The organism is Cnuibacter sp. UC19_7 (assembly GCF_042699995.1).
GTDB lineage: Bacteria > Actinomycetota > Actinomycetes > Actinomycetales > Microbacteriaceae > Cnuibacter.
Genome location: NZ_CP170560.1, coordinates 2,256,762 through 2,278,775, shown reverse-complemented (window position 1 = coordinate 2,278,775; position 22,014 = coordinate 2,256,762). Strand labels below are relative to the sequence as shown.

Here is a 22,014-nt window from a genome sequence, read left to right as displayed (position 1 = left end):
TATCCGATTTCGATAAATCTCGATCCGGACGCAATCCGCTAGGACTGCCGGGCCGTCAATTTGCGTAGTGAGAACGCCGCCATTTAGCACTGCAATCCACAAGAGAACCCGCCCTGCGGCGCCTCGCGGCTGCCGATCGGCCCGCAAACACTTCGGTGACCGATCGCCTTACGGCGACGATCACCGTGGATGGACCCTGTTAAGGTTGTAAAGATAGTATTTACAGGTGCAAGGTGGACTACCGGGCGTTCTCGCCGATCTGAAGGCCAGGTGTGATGAGCTGCTCGTCGCTCCGATACTCGGTGACCCGGCGGACCGGGCGCGGATCGTTCTCGGCGCTGTCCAGCTGAGGGAGAGCGCCGAGCGAGTCGTCGTGGCAGCCGTGCAGCAGGTGCGTGGCGAGGGAGCGAGCTGGCAGGTCATCGGGGACGCGTTAGGTGTCACCCGGCAAGCGGCATTCCAGCGCTACGGCCGACCCACCGATCCACGAACGGGAGAACTGATGAACACAATTCCATTTGCCGATGCCGCCCCTCTCGCCGCCACGGTGATCGATGACCTCGCCGAGGCGCGGTGGGGTGCGGTGACCGCCCGGTTCGACGACACCATGCGCGCCGGCCTCTCCGCAGACGCACTGGCCGCAGCGTGGGCGCAGATCGTCGGGCTCGCTGGCAGCTACGAAAAGCGCGGGGCTACCGAGGCGACTCGGGCCGCGGACATCACCATCACCAACACGCCCTTGGGGTTCGAAGCCGGCGATTATGTGGCGCGCATCGCGTTCCGCGACGACCGCACGATCGCAGGGCTCCACATCCTGAACCCGGAAGCCGCGTGAACAACTCCATGACCGGCACCGTCGATGTCACCATCAACGACAGCGACCTGGTGATCGAGCCACGGGGGTGGTGGAAAATGTTCAGCCTGCGTCGACGCTTTCGAATTCCTCGCTCGGCCATCGTCTCCGCGCGGGTGGCTAAAGACCCCACCATTGAGATTCCCGTCCGCTTCCGCGTCGGCGGCACGGGCACCGTGTCCATCAGGGCGGGGTTATGCGGGCCGAGGGAGAGCGATCTTGGTGGTGCTACCGGTACGGGCAACCCGCCGTCATCATCGCGCTCACTCTTCCGCGGTTGAGCAACCTCGTCATCATCACCGATGACAACGACGCCACAACCAGGTCCCTCAACGACAAAGACCGCGACGCTCTCACTGCTGCTGGTGACCCGTGCTGCTCTTGAGGAGCGTACGACGACCGTCTAGCGGGCACTCAACTGCTCGACTTCGGCGTATGGCCTTGGTGTCCTGATAGTCGTGTCATTGCTAATGAGCGGGGACTTGGGTGTGATTTCGAAGTCTCTGATAGTGGCCGGCACCCTTATCATCGGTGCACTGATCGCTGCCATCCATGAGCTGGCTCGCGCCTTAGTCGGCTCCGTGCGAGCAGATGTCAAAGAAGATGCGCTCGAAAGCGTAGGCGTTGCCCGCTGAGGGATCCGCTAACGGGAGGTTCGCCGGGCCTCATAGTCTTGAACCGCAACGCTTTGTGGCGTGGTCCTAGCAGCGATAGCTGCGGTGCCCGTCACTCCTCGATACGGAAGCTACCCGCCGTCGATGCGTCCAAGAATCGCCGAGGAAAGTTCACTGGCCTGACCACGCTTCGAGAGGCTATGCGCCCCTCGCTACCCGCGCCTGTCGTTGCTGGCCGGTGCGAGCGATGACCCAGGGAGCTAGGGCCGCGCCGCCGAGGATGATGACGGCGCAGGCGATGAATGCGGGGGCCCACCGGCCGTCTGCGACGATGGCGCCCACCGTGACCACTCCGACTGCCGCGCCGATCGTGTCCGCGTTCGCCTGCAGGCTCATCCCGCGGGCGACCCGATCGCCGCTCGCCTCCGTGACAAGTGTCTTCTGCAGCGGATACAGGAGGGCGAGAGAGGCAGACGTGATGATCCACAGTGCGGCTATGAGGATCACCGGCGGCGAGAGGGCCAGCGCCGCTGTGCTCGCAGCACTCGCGAGAGACGCTGCGACGTAGGCGGGTTTGCGACCCCATCGCTCGACCACGCCGTGAAGGGGGCGCGGGAGAAGGGTGAGTGCGATGCCGCCGGGCAGGTAGACCAGAGCGATCTGCCAGACTTCGAGGCCAGCATCTTGCAGCTGCAGCAGGAGCGCCAGCCCCACACCAGCCTCGGCTGCAGTGACGAAGCCACCAATGGTCATCAGAGGTGCGAGTCGGCGGGCATGTCCACGGATGCCGCCGGCGAGTTCCTCCCGCACAACGGGTGGTTCCTTGGGGGTGAGCATCAAGCGCGCGCCGGCGGCGGCCGCCGCGACGGCGAGTCCGATGAAGACTGCCGGGTATCCGAAGGCTCCGAGAAGGACCATCGCCGGCCCCCAGAAGATCCACGAGCCAAGAGCCTCTGCGGACATGAGCCCCGCGAACGTTCCCGACTCGTCGGCGAGGTACTCGGCGGCGATCGCGCGCAGCGAGATCCAGAATAGCGGGCCGGCAATGCCGCCGACGACTGCCGCAATGAACGCCATGACGGGCGCATCCGCTACCGCGTAGATCACGCAACTGAGGCTGAAGACGAAGGCTCCGACCGCGGCGACCCGGGACCGTGGACGTGTATCGGCAAGATAGCCGGCGACAGGCCGTACAAGCACCGAGGCCACGAGCTCGGCGGCCACCAGCCATCCGATCGTCGGGGCGTCGAGGCCGAGCATCGCGCCCGCCCACAGCGGGACGAGGAAGTCGAGCAGTTCGACAGGCCCGCTCAGCAGGGTCGCCGATGTCCGTATCGCCCGGCTGCGCACGGAACTCGTCGACATCCGACCACAGTAGAGGAGGTCAGTACCTTGAGGACGCGAAGCACTCCGGTAAACGATCCTCTATCGGATGCCAGTCCGGCGCTCTTCTCTGCGTCCGTCATGGCGGCGACACCAACGGGCCATCAGCTTGTTCGGTCGGGTTCTGAAGTGAGTTTCATGTCGCCGTTGGCGGCGGTGCGGGCGAGTTGCTCGATCCAGGTGCGATTGAGTGTCAGGTTCTGATCGAGGTCGTCGATGCTGAACCGGATGGGGATGCTGGGGTTGAGCCAGAGTGTCTCTCGTACCTCGCCTCGGGGGCTGTTGGTTGAGAACGAGAGTGTGAAGGATTCGTGGCGGCGGAGCTTGTCGATGATCACGATGCGTAGGTGGATGAGGGTGCGGTCGTCGAAATCGTAGTGGCGTCCCTTGTAGCCGTACTGGAGCGTACCCATAACCCAGCAATGTCTCATGAGCCACCGACACCGAGGTACCGGACCGCGCGGGTCGCGCCTTCTGCCGTGTGGGTGGGGGCTGGGGTTGCGCCAGATCACCTCGCGGGTGTGGCACGTCGGCTTGACTAGGCGGGGTTGATGAGGGTGCTTCCCGCCGGATCGGGTCACCGGCGGGAAGCGGGGATGCTCGCCATGTCAGGGTGGGGTGTGACGCCGGCGGGCGGTGGTGCGAGTTATCGGCCGAACGCGGTGCGTGCGGGGCAGTCGAAGGGATCGGCGCCGGCGGAGAGGCCCACGGCGTTGAGGTAGCGGATGACGATGCCGTAGGAGCCTACGAGCGTGGTCTCCGTGTAGGGGATCTCGTGGGTGGCGCAGTAGTCCTTCACGAGTGCTTGGGCGCGTCGCAGGTGCGGGCGGGGCATGTTGGGAAAGAGGTGGTGCTCGACCTGATGGTTCAGGCCGCCCATGAACGCCTGCACGATGGGGCCGCCGGAGATGTTGCGGCTGGTGAGGACCTGGCGGCGGAGGAAATCGACCCGGCTGTCGTGCGGGAGGATCGGCATCCCCTTGTGGTTGGGTGCGAAGGAGGCGCCCATGTAGACGCCGAAGACGGCCAGCTGCACGCCGAGGAACGCCGCGGCGACCCCTGGTGAGAGCACGAGGAAGATCGCGGTGACGTAGAGGCCGAGGCGCGTGAGGAGCATCACGATCTCGACGGGCCGCTTGTCGACCTTCCCGCGACCGAACACGGTGCGCAGGCCGTGGAGGTGGAGGTTCAGGCCCTCGAACACCAGGATCGGGAAGAACAGGTACCCCTGCCGGCGGGTGAACCACCCGTACAGTCCGCGTGCTCGGGCCGCGTCGTCTGCGGTGAAGGAGACGACGTCGCGGGCGATGTCGGGATCGCGGCCGAGGACGTTGGGATTGGCGTGGTGCCGGCTGTGCTTGGTCATCCACCACGAGTAGCTGATGCCCACGAAAAGGTTCCCCAAAGTGCGGCCGGCGAAGTCGTTCGCACGGCCGGAGGTGAAGATCTGCCGGTGCGCAGCCTCATGCGCGAGGAACGCGTACTGGGTCAAGATGATGCCCAGCGCCCCGGCCACGATCAGTTGCCACCAGGAGTCGCCTAAGAGCAGGAACACGGTGACCGCCACGGCAAGCGCGACACTGATGGTGGTGAAGGCGAGCAGGTAGAAACCCCGCCGCCGACCCAGAAGGCCGGCGTCGCGGACGTAACGCAGCAGAGCCGAGTACTCGGAGGTGATGTTGCTCCGCTCACGACGGGGACGCGCCGTCCGCACAGTAGAGGACTGCAGCGAGGCGGAATTGGTGCTCACTCTGGGCTCGATCCGATCGCGTGGCGACCGGGGCTGGGGCAACCTGTGTTCAGTCTAGTTCAATTACCGGGGAGGATCGAGGCGTCGAGCCCCCAGTTCGGTGAATTCGAGGCGGGAGAGCCTAGGGTGGATGGTAGGTAGTCCTGGACCCAGGCCGCTCACGACCCCGCTGGCACTGGTCTGGAGAACGCCATCACCTATTCGTCGGAATCTAATCCGCTGGGATTCTGTGAGCGCTTCGTGGCCGTTCTGGCTGTGGATCGAGCCTCGATCTCGACGTTCGCGGCTCCGTTCGATGCCGAGACTGTCGACGCAAGCGACGAGCTCGCTGCTCGGCTGAGCGATCTGCAGCTTGACATCGGAGAAGGACCCGGGTGGGACGCGTTCGCCACCCAGGCGCCGGTAGCCGTTCCCGATGTGGCCGTCGTGAGCGCCCGCTGGCCGTTGCTGGTCGAAGCTATCGCCGCGCTAGGTGTCAACGCGACCTGGTCGTTCCCGCTGTCCGTGGGCACTCTTAAGATCGGGGCGGTCGATCTTTACTCCAGCGTCACGGATACGCTGACCCCGATGGCGTTGGCTGCGGGTGCTGTTCTGGCAGACGCCACCGCGACTGGCGTGCTGCGTCACGCCCTGGAACATCGTTACGACAGCGCGGAGGACGACGGTCCACATGCCCGCCGCGAGGTACATCAAGCAACCGGGATGGTGATCGCGCAAATGCGGGTCACTCCTGCCGATGCGCTGCTGCTCATCCGGGCGCACGCTTACGCATCTGGCCGGAGTGTTCGGGAGACAGCCGCGGACATCATCGCCCGCACCATCAGCCTGGAACCCGATCAGTCCGACGGTGGGGCGTAAGTTGGGCGCATGAAGGCACACAACCGCGAAGAGCTCCTCGCTGAAACGTTTGTGAGCCTTGCAGACACTCTCATCGCCGACTATGACATTGTCGAGCTCCTCCACACCCTCGTCGAACGCACCGTGCGCATCCTTGGGGCATCCGACGCCGGCATCCTGCTCCCCGATAGCAACGGCACCCTTGACGTTGTCGCCTCGACCAGTGAGCGCAGTCACCTCATCGGTCTGCTGCAACTTGGCGCCGATGAAGGGCCCTGTCTTGACGCCTACATCAACGGCCAGATTGTCTCCGTTGACGACATCGCCGCCACGTATGCCCGATGGCCAACCTTTGCCACCGATGCAGGAGCGGCGGGCTACCAAGCCATGTACGCCATTCCCATGAGGTTGCGGGCTGAGACCATTGGGTCGTTGAACCTTTTCAGCGACCGATCCGGGCCGATGGACCCACAAGACACAGCCGCTGCCAGGGCGTTGGCTGACATCGCCACGATAGGTATCCTTCAAGAGCGCGCGTTGCGCGAATCTGATCTCGCTCGGGAACAACTTCAACGTGCCCTCGACAGTCGCATCCTCATCGAGCAGGCCAAAGGTGTTCTTGCGCAGACCATGCACGTCGACATGCACGACGCGTTCACGATGCTCCGCGATCGAGCCCGTCATTCCGGCCGACGCCTGTCCGTCGTCGCGCAGGAGATCATCGACGCTTCTGCTAGCCGGCCCTAGCCGAATCCGGCAGCGAACTCTGGTGGCGGGCAATCCAGCCGAGCTAAGCTGGAGCCAGGCAGCCCCGGACCCGGTCGCCACGTAGTCGGACTACGTTCTGCGGCGTCCTTCTCTGTTGATGACTGCCACAGCCATCGCCTTGCTCCACATACGCAGATGAGGCGGCCAGGCGTGGCATCGACAGGAGGTTCACAAGATTCCTGGTCCGTCACCAGTCGGAGAACGACCATGGGATACCTGCACATTGGACAAACAGGATTTGTCACCGCCATCGACGACCGGGCACTCGCCCATCTCAAAGTCGTCGTGCTCTCAGCACTCCGGAAAGATCAGCGACTCTCGCTTACCCTCAGTCGTGGCACCGCAGAAGGAGGTGGCCGGGAGACGTTCTGGATCCATCCTGGCACCGACCTCAGATTCTCGTTCCTCGGCGGGCGTCCCCCACGCCTTAACCCCAGCTGGCTTCGCATTATGGTTGCGTCGTGCCAGGCAGACACCGGCCTTTACATCATGGATGAACCGGCCGGGAGGCCGGGTGGTCGGCTCGCGGAGGAATACGTTGACGACGCGGGTTCGTGATACCTGAGATCACGGGCCCTCGACACCAGGCCGCCCTGTGAGTGGGCCGGCTCTGGGTCGGCTGGGATGCGCTCCCCACCGGTACGTCCCGTCCGGGCTAGGGCCACGATGCCGCGGGTAGCTCGCGGTGTCGTCAGTTTCGTAGCGCGACTCATTGTCGTGGGCCCCTCAGCGTCCAGCACGGTGATGAGATGTGCGTGGAGGTGAAGGGGGCTGGATCCATGGTCGCGGATTTTCGATCATGCAGATGCGGACGGTGAGGGCGACGGGTTTGGGGTGGGCGTGTGTGAGGTGGTGGAGGAGTTCCCGGGTGACTTCCTGGCCGGTGATGTCGGCTGAGGGTGTGGGGCTGATGCCGATGTTGACGCTGATGGCGGTGCTGTCGGGATGGTCTTGGATATGGACGAGAGGTCCTGATTGGGCGGGCAGGAGGGTGTTGAGCAGTAAGGCCGGGGCGGGGGTGGCGGCGTAGATGGTTTGGACGCCTGGAATGCTGCGGAGGAGGGTCTCAATGCCGTCGGCGAGGGACGAGGTAGTTTTCGTCATGGTCAGCTTCCTGGCCGGTTGAGTACGTCTCGGACGATGATGTCGATGGTGGTGACGTTGAGGCGGGTGTGGGTTCGGAGTGCGGTATCGGTGGCGCGTTTGAGGTCGTCGGCGCTGGCGGGGATGTTGTAGCCCCAGAGCGCGGTGGCTTCGACTTCGACGCCGATGGGGGTGTCGGGTTGGGTGATGTCGCCGCGGAAGCGGATGCCGCCGACGATCAGTCCGGGGAGGCTGTCGCCCGCGGCTCGGATCAGAGCCCGCACGGCGCCTTCGGTGATGACGATCTGGTGGGCGCCGTCGTGGCGAAGGGGAATGTCTCGTCCGGCTCGGGCTTGGTGGCTGATCTGGGAGAGGATGCCGGCTATCCAGGTTTCATCGACGGGGGGAAGGGAGTCTGCGTCAGCGTCGGTGTTGAGAAAGGTGGCGGTGACGGTTTTGAGGTGGGCGATGGCGGCGAGAGCGATTTGGCAGCCGGCGGAGTGGTCGATGCTGAGGTTCGCGGGGCGCCGGCCGGCGTCGTCGTAGTCGACGAGCCGCCACCCGTCCGGGAAGCAGGTCAGACTCCGGGTTGTGGTGAAGAGGTGCGTGGAGGCGGCGGTTGTCTCCTCCCGGTCAACCGGCGTGGGTGATGGGGCCTGAAGCGTCCCGGCTGCGGTGGGTGCGGTTGAGGTCGAGAGCTTTGTATTGCAGGAAGGTGCAGAGGTTGCCGGCGACGACGAATTCCGCGGCGACACTCGCGAGTTGGTAGGGGGTGAGAGCTAGGTCACGAAGACGTGGGGTGAGGGTGGCTTCCCAGTGTGGATCACCTATCGCCCGGGGCTGCATGTAGATGTCGGCGTACTCGTTCTTCAGGTGCACGATCACGAGTCCGGTGTCGGCGCCGTCCGAGCCGTCTTGGAGGGCGACGTTCAGGCTCCCGGCGATCCGGTGACCCTGTTCACGGAACTCTTGCACCCATTCTTCGAGGAGGGCTTTGCTGAGTTGCATGCGCTGCGGCTCCCCCACGCTCATCGAGTCCACCGGGAGATGCCGCGGCCAGCGTGGTGTGCAGAGGGTGGGGTGGCGCCCATGGCGGGTCCTGACTGGTCGGTGTCGACTTCCCAGCCGGGTGCGTGGGGAGCTCCCCCTTCAGATCCCGTCAGGCTACACCCGCGCCGGGATGGACCTTCCCGGCCATGGGGAGGGGGACGGTCAGAGGTCGAGATCGAAGTCGACAAAGGTGATGTCGGTGTCCTCGTCCTCGGTGGTCTCGGGTAGGCGGGTGCTGCGTGCGGGGAGGTAATCCAACCGGACCGGGGTGGCTTGGTTGATGAGCACGTCGCTGCTGCCGCGACTGTGGAGGAGGTGGAGCAGGTCGCCACCGGAGCGGACGGCGGCGACGATCTCTGCGCGCACTCGTTCGACGTCGACATCCGGGTCGAGGACGAAACGGCCGTGGCCGATCTGCAGCACTGTGGGCATGGGGGGCTCTTCCGGTGATCGGCGGAGCGTCCACCGGGTGCGCTCGCTGTCTGGATGATCGGCGAGTGCCCTCACCCTAGGCACCGGCCCCCCGGGCGGAGGCGGGGATTGACAAACCATCCAGGCTCAGCAGGAACACGGGCTGGCGATAAATCCCGGCAGGCGGCGGTTCTGCCCTAGTTTGTCGCGGTGGGGTGGGAGATGCCGCGGGTGCCGCTGGCGCGGTCCCAGTCGAGGGACTTGAACTGCAGGAACGTGCACAGGTTGCCCGCTACCACCAGTTCCGCGGCCAGGCCGGCGAGCTGGTAGGGGGTGAGGTTCAGGTCGCCGGGGCGTGGGGTGAGGGTGGCTTCCCAGAGGGGATCGTCCAGCCCTTGCGGCTGCATGTAGACGTCGGCGTACTCGTTCTTCAGGTGCACGATCACGAGCCCGGTGTCCGCGCCATCGGATCCGTCCTGCAACGCGACGTCCAGGCTCCCGGCGATGCTGTGCCCCTGCTCACGGAACTCCTGCACCCACTCTTCGAGGAGGGCCTTGGAACGGTAGGGAACGTCGGATAGGTCGATGTCCATCGGACACGATCGTCTCATCCACGCCCGGATGAGCCAAACGGCAGGTGGGTGATAGAGCCCCGGGTGCTTCCCGCCGGATCGCGTCACCGGCGGGAAGCGGGGACATGCTCACCGCGTCCAGGGGGTGGGGCGGACGCCGGTGGGCGGTGGTGCGAGTTGTTGGCCGAGACGGCCCGTCCGTAGGGCCGGACAGGGCGCAGGCTGCTGTGCCGGGCCGTTCCGTCGACGCGGAACCCGAATCGCGGCTATCCGGCGCGCTTGGTGCCGCGGGCTCGCTGCAACGTGGTGGCGTGGCGTGGCCGTGAGGGTCTGGGCGGTTGGATGGCGTCGCGGTACCGCTGCAGGTAGGCGGTGTACTCGCTGTCGTTGCGGGTGAGCTGCTCGGCGGACGCCGTGGCGGTCAGCTCGACCTTCGGCACCAGCAGGTCCGTATCGGTCACCTGCTGGGGGTAACGGAAGTGTCCCCGGTTGGTGGGGATCATGTCCGCGTCCACCATGGGGGTGGCGTCAGCGGGTTCCGGTTGAGGGGTGGTGCCCATGCGTGGGCTCCTGACTGGTCGGAGTCGACTTCCCAGCCGGGGTTGTGGGGAGCTCCCCCTTCAGATGCTGTCACGCTACACCCACCGTCTGAGCCTCCGAGATCCCGCAAGGCCACGTCTCTCCCGGATCGGCGTCCGATCGGAGATGGTCCGCGATGCGTGGGCTGCCCCGACAGGGGCGTGTCCGTGCCGGTGGTCGGGGGTGGTGAACGACGTGGCTTCCCGGGTAAGACGTCGACGTATGGCCGAGGTTCCCGGCTGGGAGCGTGTACATGTGTGCGCTCTACGGTTCGGAAATGGACACACCTACCGCTCGTGAGAGGTCCGCGACGATCACCCCGATCCATACCGCGAGGACCGGAGACCTGCGGGTGATGGAGATCGTCGCATCCGCGCTACCGGTCACCCTGTTGACCCCGGACGCGCCCGACACCTACACGGTGACCGGGGTGTTCTCCCGAAGTGTGGACCCGATCGAGGCTGCGATCCTGCATTCGCACACGTCCTCCGCCACGATCACCGCTGCGGGGTTCCCGGGCGTGACGTTGCATGTCTCTGACCGCAGGCTGCTGATCGGGAACACCAACCTCGACATGCTGCAGGCGGGACTGGCGAACGTGATCGGTCAACTCCTCCTGGACGCCGCGACCACGGCCGTGATCCGGCGGCAGCAAGTCGAGACCGACCTCGCCCAAGCCCTCGCCGCCGACGCCGAACGAGCCGAGAGAGTGCGAGACATCACATCCACCATCAGCTTCGGTCCCTCCCGTTACAGCTGAGCTGTGGGAGCGACGTTCAGGTGAGGTGTTCTCGCACCACCCGCAGTGCCCGCAACCGCTGGTCTCGGTCTGCTTCTCGTGTGATGCCTTGCTCCATCCAGAAGATCTGACCGTCATCATCCGCGACCGACGCGTCAGCGCCCGCCTGCAGCGCGCCGTCAGCCATGGACGTCAGGAGATTCTCCGCGCGCTCCACATCCGCAACCGACGGCTTCAACGCCAACACGGCACGAATGGCACGGACCACCTGCTCATCCACATCGGATGAGGTCCCGTGAACATCGGAGAGCTCACCCACGATCCTGATCTCCATCGCCAGCCCGCCCGTCATAACCCCCGACCATAGACCCCTTACCGCCCACGCACGGCGTGCCGGCGAGAAGGGGCAGCCATCCCCTGTCGGCGGGACGATGGATTCGCGCCGCCCGCGCGCCTGATGGACGAAAGCGCAGTCCGACGCTGGGACCGGACGCGCTTCGGCTGTGAGGCCGCACAGTCAGACCCCGTAACGTCCGAACATGAACTCAGATCCCCATTCCGTCGGCACCGCCTCACTCGGACTGGCCACCGTCCTCACCAACGAGCTCCCCACCTCGCTGCTGACCCCCGAGGCTCCGGAGAGATACACGGTGTCCGCGGTGTTCACTCGGCGGCCGATGAAGGAGGAGATCACAGGCATCCTGTCGACAGACACCCGGGACCATTTGAGCGCAGCGGGCTACCCGACAGTGGAGCTGAAGGTCAGTGATCGCCGGCTGGAGATCGAGAACACGAACCTGGAAGAGCTCGCAGACGGCCTCGCCACGATCCTCGCGGACCGCCTGCAGAGCATCAGCGCCGATGCTGCCGCGGAACGTGATCGGATCTCAGCCGCACTGTCAGCCGCGACGCAACAGGAAACCGACCGCGCAGCGCTGGTCGCGCTAGCGGCAGCAACGATCCGCTTCAACCCCAGCAGCAGCCTCGACACGGGAGCTTCGGCGTCGAACTGACCGGCAGCGCCAGCGCGACGGCTCCGACACCCCGGGCCGGCCCGCGTGACCGCATGGAGCTGAACTTGTGTACGCACACATGTGGGAAAGCTAGTGTCGGGTTCGACGGAAGAGGGTCTCCCATGACCGCATCACATGCCGACATCACTCACCGATTCGAGCCCTCATGCTGATAGCGATCGTGGTGATCCTCGCGGCGTGGGTCGTTCTCGCGATCGTGGGCTTCACAATCAAGGGCCTGCTGTGGCTGGCGATCATCGCGATCGTCCTCTTCGTGGCGACCGCGATCATAGGCATCGTCCGGCGTCGCGCCACCATCCGCAAACGACAGACCTAGACACGCCGAATACAGCGAAGACCAGCCCTAAGGCATAAGCAGCAGACTCGCCGAGCGGTAGTCGACCCCGACAGAATGCCCGCGTCGCCCACCAAGTCCGGTCGTTGTTGTTGTGACGCGACCGGTCTGCTGGCCGCATAGCTGGAGTAGTGCCGGAGGCCCGCCGATGCCAGGTGTTCGGGCAGTCGGCGGACCCACGCACGAGATCAGATCTGCTGGCTGGCGTTCATCGTGACCACGATGGTCAAGGTGGGCGGTAGATCGAGGTCGGCCGGGCCTATCGTGGCACCGTTGCGGTCCGTGACAACCAGCGCGTTCAGCACTGTCCTGTCTCCGGGTTCACGGGCATCTTGCCGCACACGGTTCCTCCAGGCGGGGCGCTGTCCGTGATCGTGGTTGTCACGGCCGACCATCTTGTGACCGTGCCAGCTGGGAGACCGTCTTGGTCCTTCACGAGGACTTCGCGTTCGCCGATGAACGTGCCTGTTTCGGGGTCGACGATGATCTCGACTCGCGATCCCCAGGCCTGTTCTTCGCGTCCGATAGCGACTCCGGTACGACCATCGAGGGTGACCTGATCGTCGAGGAACTCCACTCCTGGGATCATGGCCGCGGCCTGATACATCGCCGCCCGGAGGTCTGCGGGGACGTTGCCGATCCGGAGGCGATCCGCGATGAACACCAGGGCCTCAGTGTCCGGCGAAGGTCCAGCGCCGAGGGTGACCCGATAGATGTAGTTGAGCAGGCGGTAGGGATCACGAGGAAGAGCTGTGAGGTCGTCGAAACCGGCGCCTGCCGCTCCACCATAGAAAGCGCCGCCCGGCGCGCGGAGAAGGTCCCCGGTCTCGAAGGAGTTCTCCTCGGTCATCATCTGCGTCCACTCCGCGGCTGTGGCTGCAGAGGCGGCGCCGAAGGTCTGGGCCACGGTCTGCGGACCGCGAACCCACACCCAGTCGTCGGCCGGATCGGCCGGTCGGTAGAGGGTGTCGTCCGTGCTGATGGCGAATGGGGTGGTCCCTTCGCCGAGGTCAACATGGGCGATGTTCTCGGCGCGGGTGCGCACCTCGAGGAACTCGCCGGGGGCCAAGACCGGATCGGTGGCGGCTATCGCGGCCGCGCTGGCCTCGCTCAGCGCGGCGGCGGCGGCAGGGTCGGCCGATCCTCGCCAGCCCGCCAACCCGACGATGTCGGTCATGACCAGAGCACCGGCCAGGGCCGCGGCGCCGATCGTGGACAGCCCGCCGATGGCCAGGCGTCGACGTGCGCGGTGAGGAGGGCGTTCAGCTGTCGTCACGGGACCTGCTGCTCGCTCGAGGAGGGCCGCTCGCCCACGGTTGAGTGCCGCCGGCGACGGCTGCGCGTCGCTACGCGCCCTGCGCAGCAGCGTCAACTCGTCCATCATCTGTCTCCCGTTCTGTGTCGGACACACCCGCCGCGCCACGAAGGCGTCGGCGGGCTCTATTCAGTCGTGAGCGAACGGTCCCGACGGGCACGTTCAGTGCAGCAGCGACGCCGGCGTAGTCCAGGTCACCCCAGGCATACAGCAGAAGAGCGTCCCGGTCGGCAGCAGGCAATCTGCGCAACGCGCTAGCGAGTCGACGCGCCAACCGCGCGGCATCCATCCGGGCGCCGGCTTGCTCGATCATGTCTGGCGCGAGCATGGTCGAGAGATCAGCGACCATGCCCTTCCACGCCCGAGCCTCCAACCGCACGTGCTTGCGCATCAGACGGGTGGCGATCCCCAGTAGCCAAGGGCGCGCGTCAATCACAGTGAGGTCGTAACCACTGCGCCGTTCGAAGGCGACGAGGAAGGTCTCGGACATGACGTCCTCGGCTCGGTGCTCACCGATCCGGTCAGCCGCGTAACGGAAGACCGTCGTCGCGTGTCGGTCGAAGAGCATCGCAAACGCTCCCGGCTCATCGCGGGACCGTTCGATCAGTTCGTTGTCGGTGCTCACGTCTGTATTGCCCATTTGAGGAGTTTGAGTTCACGTTTGACGGGATATCGATTCACCCCTCCGCCCATGATCAGGTCCGTAACCCTGTCGTGTCGATGTAGGGGGCGTGGGCATGGAACAAGCGTCACCAGGAACGGACGTTGCACTGTCACCGATCTCTTGGTGATTCGTCACTGATGTCCTGGGACATAACAGGGCAGAACCGGCGCTACGGCTCAGACGTGACGTGGAAGGCTGTCAACACTTTCCTGACCCGCCCGAAGCCGATCACCCTCACCGACGAGGAGCTGCGCTCGGCAGAGGACACGACCGAGCCGGCCACACCGCCTCGGGTGAAGGCGTGGGTGCGCTACCCAGAGGCCACCGTCGAGGTGGAGGGCCGAGTGCTGGCGTTCAACGAGCGCGTGGCGCTGGTTGAATACGACGTGCTCGGCGGGGAGACGCAGGGGGCATGGGTGTGGCGCTCGGCCGTCACCGATCAGCGACCGGAGCCGCGGTGAAGGCATTCGAAGTGGACCGGCGCGACGCGACGCCAGGCCAATCCCCGACTGGCGCGCGCAGCAGCGCTCGGTGGAACAGATTCCGGGGCCACTGATTGACTCGGAAACACTTCGGCCAGCGATCGGCTACCGGTATGAGAAATGCATGACACGCTCATCACAGGCCCGGACTCCGAGAGTGGTCGCCGGTTGACGGCGCCGGCGCGTGCCGGGAGGGTGGGGAGATGACCGTCTCAGTCGGCCCACCGTCACCCACCGCACACGATGCGACCCTGCCGGGGGCGACGATCATCGCGCGACTAGGGTTCCTGCTCATCGTCGCCGCGGGCGCCGGGGTCGTATACGGCGCGGTGATGAGGGCCAGCCCGGGGTTCTGCCCCGGGGGTGTGCGCGGTGACGGCAGCTACATCGACGCCCACGGCCAATCCACCACGGTTCCGCCGAGTTGCATCACGCTCACGCTCGGCCCGAACCCCCTGGTCTTCATAGCCCTGGCGGTGATCGTCATCGTCGCCGTCACTCGCATCCTGCGTCGGGCGACGACGCAGGAGCACGCCATCCGCATGGCCAATCGGGCCGCGATCGTCGTCGTCGCCGTTGCGGCAGGCTCGCTCGTGATCGCCTACGTGTGGTTCGCGCTCATCCCGGTGCGGTCCTGGGTGCCCGACGAGCCGTACTTCTTCCTGTATCCGTTCCCGTTCGGGTCCGTCGACACCGTGATCGAACCCCTCGGGTAGGGCGAGCTCACCCCGCCGTGGGGAGGCGGACCGTGACGCGCAGGCCGCCGCCGGCGCGGGGGACGAGCTCGAGCGAGCCGCCGTGGGCGTGCACGATCCGGGCCGCGATGGCGAGCCCGAGGCCGGCCCCGGCGTGGTCGACGCGGGCGCGGGCGGCGCCCCGTTGGAAGGGCTCCGTGTAGCGGACGACCTCGGACCGGGTCAGCGGCTCGCCCGAGTTCTCGAGCGTCAGCGTCGACCCTTCCGGGGAGGATGCGGTGGTCACCGACACCACCCCGCCTGACGGCAGGTTGTGCACGATAGCGTTGTGCAGCAGGTTCGTGGTGAGCTGCAGAAGGAGCGCCGACGAGCCCGATGCCGGGGCCGCCTCGCCCGACACCTCGACGGTCACGCCCCTGCGCTCGGCGAGCGGGAGGAGCGACTCCGCCGCGGTCTCCGCCAGCAGCGAGAGGTCGACGCTCTCGCGCTCGAAGGGGACCTGCTCGGCCCGGCTCAGCAGCAGGAGCGCCTGCGTGAGGTCGATCGCCCGGCCGTTGATCTCGGCGAGACGGTCCATGAGCACGCGGGTGTCGGCATCCGGATCGCTGCGGGCGACGTCGAGCAGCACCTGCGTGGTCGCGAGCGGGGTGCGCAGCTCGTGCGAGGCGTTCGCCGCGAACCGCTGCTGCTCGGCGACCTGCGCCTCGAGCCGAGCCAGCATCGAGTCGAAGCTGTCGGCCAGCTCGCGGAACTCGTCCTGCCTGCCCTCCAGGCGGATGCGGTGCGACAGCGTGCCCCGTGCCGCCTGCCTCGTGGCGGCGGTGATCCGCGCGAGCGGGGCGAGCATCCGGCCCGCCAGCACCCACCCGCCCACGAGCCCCAGGACGAGCAGGAACAGGAGCGCCCAGGCGGCCGGCGGAACGAAGGCCCGGACGAGGTCGCCGCGGTTCGGGACGAACGGACCCGCGGACGTGATGTCGCCGTTCGGCACGTAGCGGAGGAGGAACACCCACACGACCGCGAGCAGCAGCGTGCCCGCGACCAGGAGGAACCCGGCGTAGCTCAGGGTGAGCCGCACCCGCACGCTCATCCCCGGCAGTCGGTCGCTCATCGGGATCCTGTCCCGATGCGGGTCTCGGCATCGATCCGGTAGCCGACACCCGGCACGGTCGCGATGAACCACGGCTCGCCGAGCCGCTTGCGCAGCGCCGACACGGTGATCCGCACCGCGTTGGTGAACGGATCGGCGTTCTCGTCCCACGCCCGCTCGAGCAGCTCCTCGGCGCTCACCACGCCGCCCTCGGCGGCGAGCAGCACCTCGAGCACCGCGAACTGCTTGCGGGTCAGCGCCACGTACCGCCCCTCGCGGAACACCTCGCGCCGGAAGGGGTCGAGCCGTACCCCGGCCAGCTCACGCACCGGCGGCCGCAGCTGCCCGCGCCGCCGGTCGAGGGCGCGGAGTCTCAGCACGAGCTCGCGCAGCTCGAACGGCTTCGTGAGGTAGTCGTCGGCGCCGAGCTCGAATCCGGACGCCTTGTCGTCGAGCCGATCGGCGGCAGTGAGCATGAGGATCGGGATGCCGAGGCCGGACGACACGATGTGGGCGGCGACCTCGTCGCCCGACGGCCCGGGGATGTCGCGGTCGAGCACGGCCAGATCGTACGTGTTGAGGTCGAGCAGCTCGAGGGCGGTGTCGCCGTCGTCGGCGATGTCGGAGGCGATGGCCTCGAGACGCAGACCGTCGCGAATGGCCTCGGCCATGTACGGCTCATCCTCGACGATCAGCACCCGCATGACCTCATGGTAGGAGCCGCGACCTATCGTCCGCGTATCAGAATCCGCGTACGCCCTCGCAACCTGCGCTCGTCTTCCCTGGAGGCATGACCACCTCAGCACCCCGGCGCACCGGTACTCGGACCCTCGCCCTCGTCGCGATCGCGGTGGGAGCCCTCGCCGTGCTCTTCGCGCTCTCCCTCCCGCTCCTCCTGTCGTCCTCGGCCCTGTCGCTCGGCGGGCGTCCCATCCACGATGCTCCGCTGCTCGGTCCCGCGACGGCGTCGGAGGGATCCGGCGCCGCCGCAGGCACCGGATCGGCGGACGGCGCTCTCCCCGATGGGGCGACCATCGACGACGACCGGTATCCGGGCATCACCCGCCTCGACCCGACGCTGCGCTCCGCGCTGAGCGCCGCGGCCGAGGCGATGGCGGGTGACGGCATCCGGATGACGGTGACGAGCGGATGGCGCTCCGCCGCCCTGCAGGAGCAGCTGCTGCAGGAGGCGGTGGGGGAGTACGGATCGCGGGAGCAGGCGGAGCGGTGGGTGGCGACCCCCGAGACCTCGCTGCACGTCGCCGGCCAGGCGGTGGATGTGGGCCCATGGGATGCGGCGATCTGGCTCGACGACCACGGCGCCGAGTACGGCCTGTGCCGGATCTACGTGAACGAGCCGTGGCACTTCGAGCTGCGCCTGGAGGCGATGGGCGGCGGATGCCCGCCGACCTACCTCGATCCCACCGAGGATCCGAGGCTGCAGTCATGAGCGCCACGCACTCGGCCGCCCGGCCGGTCGGGAGACCGTTCCTCGCTGCCGTCCTCGTGCTCTACCTCGTCGTCCTCACGTGGTTGGTCGTCTGGAAGCTCGCGGAACCCTACGTCGGGACGTCCGGTGACCGGCACCTCAAGCTGATCCCGTTCGTCGCCACCGAGCTCGCCGGTGCGAGCCGGCCCATCGAGGTCGTCGGCAACGTGGTGGTGTTCGTGCCGTTCGGACTCCTGCTCGGGCTCCTCGCGCCGGCCCGCTTCTGGCTCAGCGCGCTCGTGATGGCCGCGACCAGCTGCGCGTTCGAGCTGGCGCAGTACGTGCTCGCCGTCGGCGTCACCGACACCACCGACGTGCTCACGAACACGGCCGGCGGAGTGCTGGGTCTCGTCGTCATCCGCCTGGCGGAACGGTCGGCTCGCTCTGGTGAACCCATTCGGGGGCGGGCAGGGCGCAGCGGCGGTGGATAGCGTGAGCCTCGTGACCGATGAGCGGAGCCCCGAGGACATGAGCACTGAGACCATCCGCCCTGGGGACGAGGGGTTCGAGAGGGCCGTCGTCGAGGGCGTCTTCAACGCGATGGTGGCGGCCGGGCGGCCGGCGGCGGTGGTGCGGCCGCGGAGCGAGGACGAGGTCGTGCGGGCCGTGAAGGACGCGGTCGCGGGCGGGCAGAGGATCGCGGTGCGTTCGGGTGGGCACAGCTGGGTGGCCGCGTCCGTGCGCGAGGGTGGGGTGCTGATCGACCTGGGGAAGCTCGATGGCATCACGGTCGATGCCCAGCAGATGGTCGCGACGATCGGGCCCGCGGTTCGGGGGAGGATGCTGTCGGCGGCGCTCGAGGCCGAGGGGCTGGCGTTCCCCGTGGGGCACTGCGGCGACCCGGGCGTGGGTGGGTTCCTGCTCGGGGGAGGGCTCGGCGTGAACTGGGGGGCCTGGTTGCCGTCGTGCTTCTCGATCCGCAGCCTTCGGGTGGTGACCGCGGACGGCGAGCTGCGGACCGCATCCGCCGAGGAGAACCCCGAGCTGTTCTGGTTGGCTCGTGGTGCCGGGCCGGGCTTCCCTGGGATCGTCACATCGATCGAGGTCGCGCTTCGCCCGGCACCCGAGGCGGTGCGCGTGAGCACGTGGGTGTACCCGCTCGAGGACGTGGCCGCCGTCACGAGATGGATCACGGAGGCCTCGGAGAGGCTCGTGCCGAACGTCGAGGTGGCGGTGGCGACCCAGGGGGCGGAGAGAGCCGGCGGTTCGGGCGAGCATCCGCTGGTCGTCAGCGTGGCCGCGACGGCCGTCATCGAGGCGGGCAGCGACATCGACGCACTCGCACCGCTCGGCGACGGGGCACCCGGGCTCGTCCCGCTCGAGCGGTTCGAGGGGCCGGCACGGATGAGTGAGCTGCACGTGCCGGTCGACGCCACCTATCCCGAGGGCGCTCGCTACCTCGCCGACACGTTCTGGACGCACGCTCCGCTCGACGAGGCCGTCGCTCCACTCGAGGCGCTGATGGCGTCCGCGCCGTCGGGCAAGAGCTACGTGCTGACGGGGATGCCCGCGAACGGCCGGGGTGCCGATCTGCTGCCCGTCGGCGAGGCCGCCTACGGCATGCACGACACCACGCTCATCATCGTCTACGTGATCTGGGACGACCCCGCGGACGACGCGGCGAACCGCGCCTGGCTCGACGAGGTCGCCGCCGCCCTGCTGCCGACGTGCACGGGGCACGCGCTGAGCGAAGCGGACATCCGTGAGCACCCCGAGCGCATCGCCCGCTCGTTCCGCCACGAGGACTGGCCCCGCGTGCAGGACCTCATCGCCCGGTTCGACCCCGAGGGGGTCTTCTACGGCTTCCCGAGAGCCTGAGGGCGTCAGGCCGCGTCGGCGAGGCGGGAGCGCGGGATGGTGGCCGTGAAGCTGGTTCCCGTATCGTCGCTCTCGACCGCGATGCGGCCCTTGTGGGCGGCCATGGTGCTCTTCGCGAGCGTGAGCCCCAGGCCGAAGCCCTGGATGGCGTTGTGGTGCGCGTAGGGGGTGCGGTAGAAGCGGTCGAAGATGCGGGTCTGCTCGCCTCGGCTGATGCCGGGGCCGTCGTCCTCGACGGTGATGGAGATCGCGGAGGGGGTGACCGATTCGGTGACCCGGATGGTCGACCCGACCGGACCGAACTTCACCGCGTTGTCGATGATCTCCTCGAAGGCCCTCTGCAGGCGCTCGCGATCCGCCTCCGCTGAAGCGGCCTCCGTCGAGTCGCGCACGACCTCGATGCGCTGCTGGCGCGTCTGCGCCTGCTGCTGGAGGGCGGCGACGGCGCGGTCGAGCACGGCCCCGACATCGGTGGGTTCGAGAGCGAGCGGGGAGGAGATCGAGGTCGCGGCCAGCAGCTGGTCGATGCGATCGCGGAGCGTGGCGACATTGCGGAGCACCACGCTGAGGTATCCGAGGCTCTCGGCATCGGCCGGGTCGATCGAGTCCTCCAGCAGGTCGAGGAAGCCGGTCATGCTCGTCAGCGGCGTGCGCAGCTCGTGCGAGACGGTGGTGAGGAACTCCTCGCGGACGTCGATGGCGAGGGCGAGCTCGGTGATGTCGTAGGCGACGATGACCGTGCCGAGGAGCTCGCCATCCGCCCGGTGCACGCGGCGGGATGACGCCATGATCGCGATCTGATGGTCCGCCGGACCGACCCACTCGACGTGATCCGCGATCTCCTCGCCGCGGAGCGCCCGCGGGATGATCTGCTGGTCGTACGGGATGGTCGTCTCTCGGTCGGCCATGAGGACGTCGTCGCCGGCGTATGGCGGTTCGTCGAGGGCGAATCCGACCAGGCCGACCAGGTCGGACGCCAGCTCGTTGGCGATGACGAGTCTCTTGTCGGCGCCGTAGAACGCGACGCCCGCGTTCACCGTGTCGAAGATCGCCCGCGACAGCAGGGCGCTGTCCTGCGTCTGCTGGAGCAGGACGGCCTGCGCATCCATCGAGGCGACGAGGCGCCGCCGGTTGCGACGGAGCTGCGCCGCCGCCAGGTTGACCACGAATGCGACGCCCACGATGAGCACAGGGAGCAGGACGACGTTCGACCACTCGAGCGGCGACGCGGGCCACCTGCCGCGGAAGGCGAAGGGAAGCGACGTGATGGCCAGTGCGCCGACCACCGCGATGACCATCGCCCACGGCTTGAATCCGTAGGCCAGCCACAGCACGGGGAAGATCGCGAGGATGCCCACGGAGGGGAGCGCGTCGAGCAGCTCGCCACGCACGAGGGCGATTCCGACGATGTCGACGACCGCCACCGAGATCAGGCTGCTGGGGTTCCAACGCTGCCAGGGCAGGAACAACGCGAGCGCGGAGGCCGCGACGATGAGGGCGAGTCCCGCGAGCAGCGTCGGTGAGCCGAATTCGCCGGGAAGGGAGAAGGCGACCAGGACGGCGACGAACGCGGATCCGACGAGGAGCGGCAGCTGGGCCCGGATGAACACACGCCTGCGGCCGTGCGGAGTGGCCTCCAACTCGAACAGCGGCATCCGTGCCTCCCCAGCGCAGCCCGTGGACCGGTAGGTCCATCATCGGGTGTCCTGAGCGCGTTTCCTAGCGAATGTCGCGCGGGCGAGAGCGTGCAGTAGCACGGATACAGGCGCAGCGCCGCGTCAACACGGAACTCATCGAGAAACCACAGCGCCGCCGCGCCCCGATCACATCGGCCGAAAGCGCCTCTCGGCGAAGGAATCAGCGGCGGTAGCCCGAACGGCCTGCGTCGATTTGGGACTGGAGGACGCGAAGCTCGGTCGCCAGACCAGGATCGGACCCTGCGACCGCATCAGCTCGTCGCCCCACGGTGTCGTGACGGCGGAGCAGTGCGACCGTCGCCGTCATAGCTGCGGCAAGGCCGAGCGCTCCGACGCTGACTGCGGCGATGATACTTCCCATGATCAGCTCCCCTCCAGTGGGTGTCCGATCACGCTAGTCGGTCCGGCAGAGAGAAGCCCGTGAACCGCCCTCAGGAAACACGAACGAGAGAAGGCAGAAGGAGAACACACGGCCGAGTACTCGGGGCATGGCCACCACCATTAGGAGACTCTGACGCTAGGTGAGCGAGCTGCTCAGCGGATGCGCGTGAGCGGAGCCGCGTGGGCGCGGGCCGCCTCGCGGCAGGCGACGAGAGCGGCGGCCGACGCGGGGTCGGCGGCGTGGTCGACGAGGCGGGCGGCGACGAGGGCGCGGTGCGCCGCGCTCTCGCGGCCCCAGCGCTCGAGGGTGGAGCCCACCCGCACGGCGAGGAGCTCGAGGCCCCGCGGGGTGGTATCAAGGGCGACTGCCATGGTG

27 protein-coding genes are annotated in these 22,014 nt (G+C 67.4%); 12 read left to right on the top strand and 15 right to left on the bottom strand.

All coding sequences use genetic code 11. The features are described from left to right. Positions 1–373: 373 nt before the first annotated feature. Both ACFJGV_RS10855 and ACFJGV_RS10850 read left to right on the top strand, forming a co-directional pair. Complete coding sequence (locus tag ACFJGV_RS10855) at positions 374–835, top strand: DUF3887 domain-containing protein (RefSeq protein WP_378143937.1); 462 nt, start codon at positions 374–376, stop codon at positions 833–835. A gap of 8 nt (positions 836–843) precedes the next feature. Continuing rightward, positions 844–1,134: a hypothetical protein gene (locus ACFJGV_RS10850; protein ID WP_378143936.1), complete on the top strand. Its 291-nt coding sequence runs from the start codon at positions 844–846 to the stop codon at positions 1,132–1,134. 531 nt (positions 1,135–1,665) lie between these two features. Here the strand turns inward: ACFJGV_RS10850 and ACFJGV_RS10845 are convergent. The 3 genes from ACFJGV_RS10845 to ACFJGV_RS10835 form a co-directional block, all read right to left on the bottom strand. Continuing rightward, a complete protein-coding gene (locus ACFJGV_RS10845; RefSeq protein WP_378143935.1) occupies positions 1,666–2,832 on the bottom strand; it encodes an MFS transporter in 1,167 nt (388 codons plus the stop codon). Positions 2,833–2,954: 122 nt separating this feature from the next. Further along, positions 2,955–3,263 carry a hypothetical protein gene (locus ACFJGV_RS10840; RefSeq protein WP_378143934.1) on the bottom strand — a complete coding sequence of 103 codons (309 nt, stop codon included), beginning with the start codon at positions 3,261–3,263 and terminating at the stop codon, positions 2,955–2,957. A 233-nt stretch (positions 3,264–3,496) separates the two neighbouring features. Then, positions 3,497–4,600, bottom strand: a complete 1,104-nt coding sequence (locus tag ACFJGV_RS10835; protein WP_378143933.1) for a fatty acid desaturase family protein — start codon at positions 4,598–4,600, stop codon at positions 3,497–3,499. A 240-nt stretch (positions 4,601–4,840) separates the two neighbouring features. On the opposite strand from ACFJGV_RS10835, the gene ACFJGV_RS10830 reads away from it, so the two are divergent. Then, positions 4,841–5,458, top strand: coding sequence for an ANTAR domain-containing protein (locus ACFJGV_RS10830; protein WP_378143932.1), 618 nt, complete (start codon positions 4,841–4,843; stop codon positions 5,456–5,458). Positions 5,459–5,467: 9 nt separating this feature from the next. Beyond that, complete coding sequence (locus ACFJGV_RS10825) at positions 5,468–6,184, top strand: ANTAR domain-containing protein (protein ID WP_378143931.1); 717 nt, start codon at positions 5,468–5,470, stop codon at positions 6,182–6,184. 747 nt (positions 6,185–6,931) lie between these two features. On the opposite strand, the gene ACFJGV_RS10820 is transcribed toward ACFJGV_RS10825, so the two are convergent. The 5 genes from ACFJGV_RS10820 to ACFJGV_RS10800 all read right to left on the bottom strand — a co-directional run bounded on the left by ACFJGV_RS10820 (position 6,932) and on the right by ACFJGV_RS10800 (position 9,782). Further along, positions 6,932–7,309, bottom strand: a complete 378-nt coding sequence (locus ACFJGV_RS10820; RefSeq protein ID WP_378143929.1) for a hypothetical protein — start codon at positions 7,307–7,309, stop codon at positions 6,932–6,934. A gap of 2 nt (positions 7,310–7,311) precedes the next feature. Continuing rightward, positions 7,312–8,043, bottom strand: coding sequence for a hypothetical protein (locus ACFJGV_RS10815; RefSeq protein WP_378143928.1), 732 nt, complete (start codon positions 8,041–8,043; stop codon positions 7,312–7,314). A 457-nt stretch (positions 8,044–8,500) separates the two neighbouring features. Further along, complete coding sequence (locus tag ACFJGV_RS10810; RefSeq protein WP_378143927.1) at positions 8,501–8,770, bottom strand: hypothetical protein; 270 nt, start codon at positions 8,768–8,770, stop codon at positions 8,501–8,503. A 176-nt stretch (positions 8,771–8,946) separates the two neighbouring features. Next, positions 8,947–9,342 carry a hypothetical protein gene (locus ACFJGV_RS10805; RefSeq protein ID WP_378143926.1) on the bottom strand — a complete coding sequence of 132 codons (396 nt, stop codon included), beginning with the start codon at positions 9,340–9,342 and terminating at the stop codon, positions 8,947–8,949. Positions 9,343–9,587: 245 nt separating this feature from the next. Then, positions 9,588–9,782: a hypothetical protein gene (locus tag ACFJGV_RS10800; RefSeq protein WP_378143925.1), complete on the bottom strand. Its 195-nt coding sequence runs from the start codon at positions 9,780–9,782 to the stop codon at positions 9,588–9,590. Between the two features lie 395 nt (positions 9,783–10,177). Between ACFJGV_RS10800 and ACFJGV_RS10795 the strand changes: the two genes are divergently transcribed. Further along, positions 10,178–10,660 carry a hypothetical protein gene (locus ACFJGV_RS10795; RefSeq protein WP_378143924.1) on the top strand — a complete coding sequence of 161 codons (483 nt, stop codon included), beginning with the start codon at positions 10,178–10,180 and terminating at the stop codon, positions 10,658–10,660. A gap of 16 nt (positions 10,661–10,676) precedes the next feature. Here the strand turns inward: ACFJGV_RS10795 and ACFJGV_RS10790 are convergent, their stop codons facing one another. After that, entirely contained in the window at positions 10,677–10,991 is a 315-nt protein-coding gene (locus ACFJGV_RS10790) for a hypothetical protein (protein ID WP_378143923.1), read from the bottom strand. Positions 10,992–11,178: 187 nt separating this feature from the next. On the opposite strand from ACFJGV_RS10790, the gene ACFJGV_RS10785 reads away from it, so the two are divergent. Beyond that, positions 11,179–11,652 carry a hypothetical protein gene (locus tag ACFJGV_RS10785; protein ID WP_378143922.1) on the top strand — a complete coding sequence of 158 codons (474 nt, stop codon included), beginning with the start codon at positions 11,179–11,181 and terminating at the stop codon, positions 11,650–11,652. A 166-nt stretch (positions 11,653–11,818) separates the two neighbouring features. Next, complete coding sequence (locus tag ACFJGV_RS10780) at positions 11,819–11,989, top strand: hypothetical protein (protein WP_378143921.1); 171 nt, start codon at positions 11,819–11,821, stop codon at positions 11,987–11,989. A 316-nt stretch (positions 11,990–12,305) separates the two neighbouring features. On the opposite strand, the gene ACFJGV_RS10775 is transcribed toward ACFJGV_RS10780, so the two are convergent. Next, positions 12,306–13,391, bottom strand: a complete 1,086-nt coding sequence (locus ACFJGV_RS10775) for a CU044_5270 family protein (RefSeq protein ID WP_378143920.1) — start codon at positions 13,389–13,391, stop codon at positions 12,306–12,308. Continuing rightward, positions 13,354–13,947 carry an RNA polymerase sigma factor gene (locus tag ACFJGV_RS10770; protein WP_378143919.1) on the bottom strand — a complete coding sequence of 198 codons (594 nt, stop codon included), beginning with the start codon at positions 13,945–13,947 and terminating at the stop codon, positions 13,354–13,356. Before ACFJGV_RS10770 ends, ACFJGV_RS10775 begins: the two co-directional genes overlap by 38 nt. Positions 13,948–14,168: 221 nt before the next feature. On the opposite strand from ACFJGV_RS10770, the gene ACFJGV_RS10765 reads away from it, so the two are divergent. Both ACFJGV_RS10765 and ACFJGV_RS10760 read left to right on the top strand, forming a co-directional pair. Continuing rightward, on the top strand, positions 14,169–14,447 hold the full coding sequence (locus ACFJGV_RS10765; RefSeq protein WP_378143918.1) for a hypothetical protein: 279 nt from the start codon (positions 14,169–14,171) through the stop codon (positions 14,445–14,447). A 224-nt stretch (positions 14,448–14,671) separates the two neighbouring features. Beyond that, entirely contained in the window at positions 14,672–15,184 is a 513-nt protein-coding gene (locus tag ACFJGV_RS10760; RefSeq protein ID WP_378143917.1) for a hypothetical protein, read from the top strand. A 7-nt stretch (positions 15,185–15,191) separates the two neighbouring features. Here the strand turns inward: ACFJGV_RS10760 and ACFJGV_RS10755 are convergent, their stop codons facing one another. Together ACFJGV_RS10755 and ACFJGV_RS10750 are read right to left on the bottom strand one after the other, a co-directional pair. Next, positions 15,192–16,253, bottom strand: coding sequence for a sensor histidine kinase (locus tag ACFJGV_RS10755; RefSeq protein WP_378148691.1), 1,062 nt, complete (start codon positions 16,251–16,253; stop codon positions 15,192–15,194). A gap of 17 nt (positions 16,254–16,270) precedes the next feature. Next, a complete protein-coding gene (locus ACFJGV_RS10750; RefSeq protein ID WP_378143916.1) occupies positions 16,271–16,957 on the bottom strand; it encodes a response regulator transcription factor in 687 nt (228 codons plus the stop codon). Positions 16,958–17,043: 86 nt separating this feature from the next. On the opposite strand from ACFJGV_RS10750, the gene ACFJGV_RS10745 reads away from it, so the two are divergent. From ACFJGV_RS10745 to ACFJGV_RS10735, 3 genes are read left to right on the top strand one after another with little or no spacing between them, the layout of a single operon-like run. Next, positions 17,044–17,703, top strand: coding sequence for a M15 family metallopeptidase (locus tag ACFJGV_RS10745; protein ID WP_378143915.1), 660 nt, complete (start codon positions 17,044–17,046; stop codon positions 17,701–17,703). After that, positions 17,700–18,173, top strand: coding sequence for a VanZ family protein (locus tag ACFJGV_RS10740; RefSeq protein ID WP_378143914.1), 474 nt, complete (start codon positions 17,700–17,702; stop codon positions 18,171–18,173). Before ACFJGV_RS10745 ends, ACFJGV_RS10740 begins: the two co-directional genes overlap by 4 nt. Before the next feature lie 10 nt (positions 18,174–18,183). Beyond that, complete coding sequence (locus tag ACFJGV_RS10735) at positions 18,184–19,560, top strand: FAD-binding oxidoreductase (protein ID WP_378143913.1); 1,377 nt, start codon at positions 18,184–18,186, stop codon at positions 19,558–19,560. A 5-nt stretch (positions 19,561–19,565) separates the two neighbouring features. Here ACFJGV_RS10735 and ACFJGV_RS10730 read toward each other — a convergent pair whose 3' ends face one another. Next, entirely contained in the window at positions 19,566–21,215 is a 1,650-nt protein-coding gene (locus ACFJGV_RS10730) for an ATP-binding protein (RefSeq protein ID WP_378143912.1), read from the bottom strand. A 576-nt stretch (positions 21,216–21,791) separates the two neighbouring features. Then, positions 21,792–22,010: a hypothetical protein gene (locus tag ACFJGV_RS10725; RefSeq protein WP_378143911.1), complete on the bottom strand. Its 219-nt coding sequence runs from the start codon at positions 22,008–22,010 to the stop codon at positions 21,792–21,794. Positions 22,011–22,014: the final 4 nt, after the last annotated feature.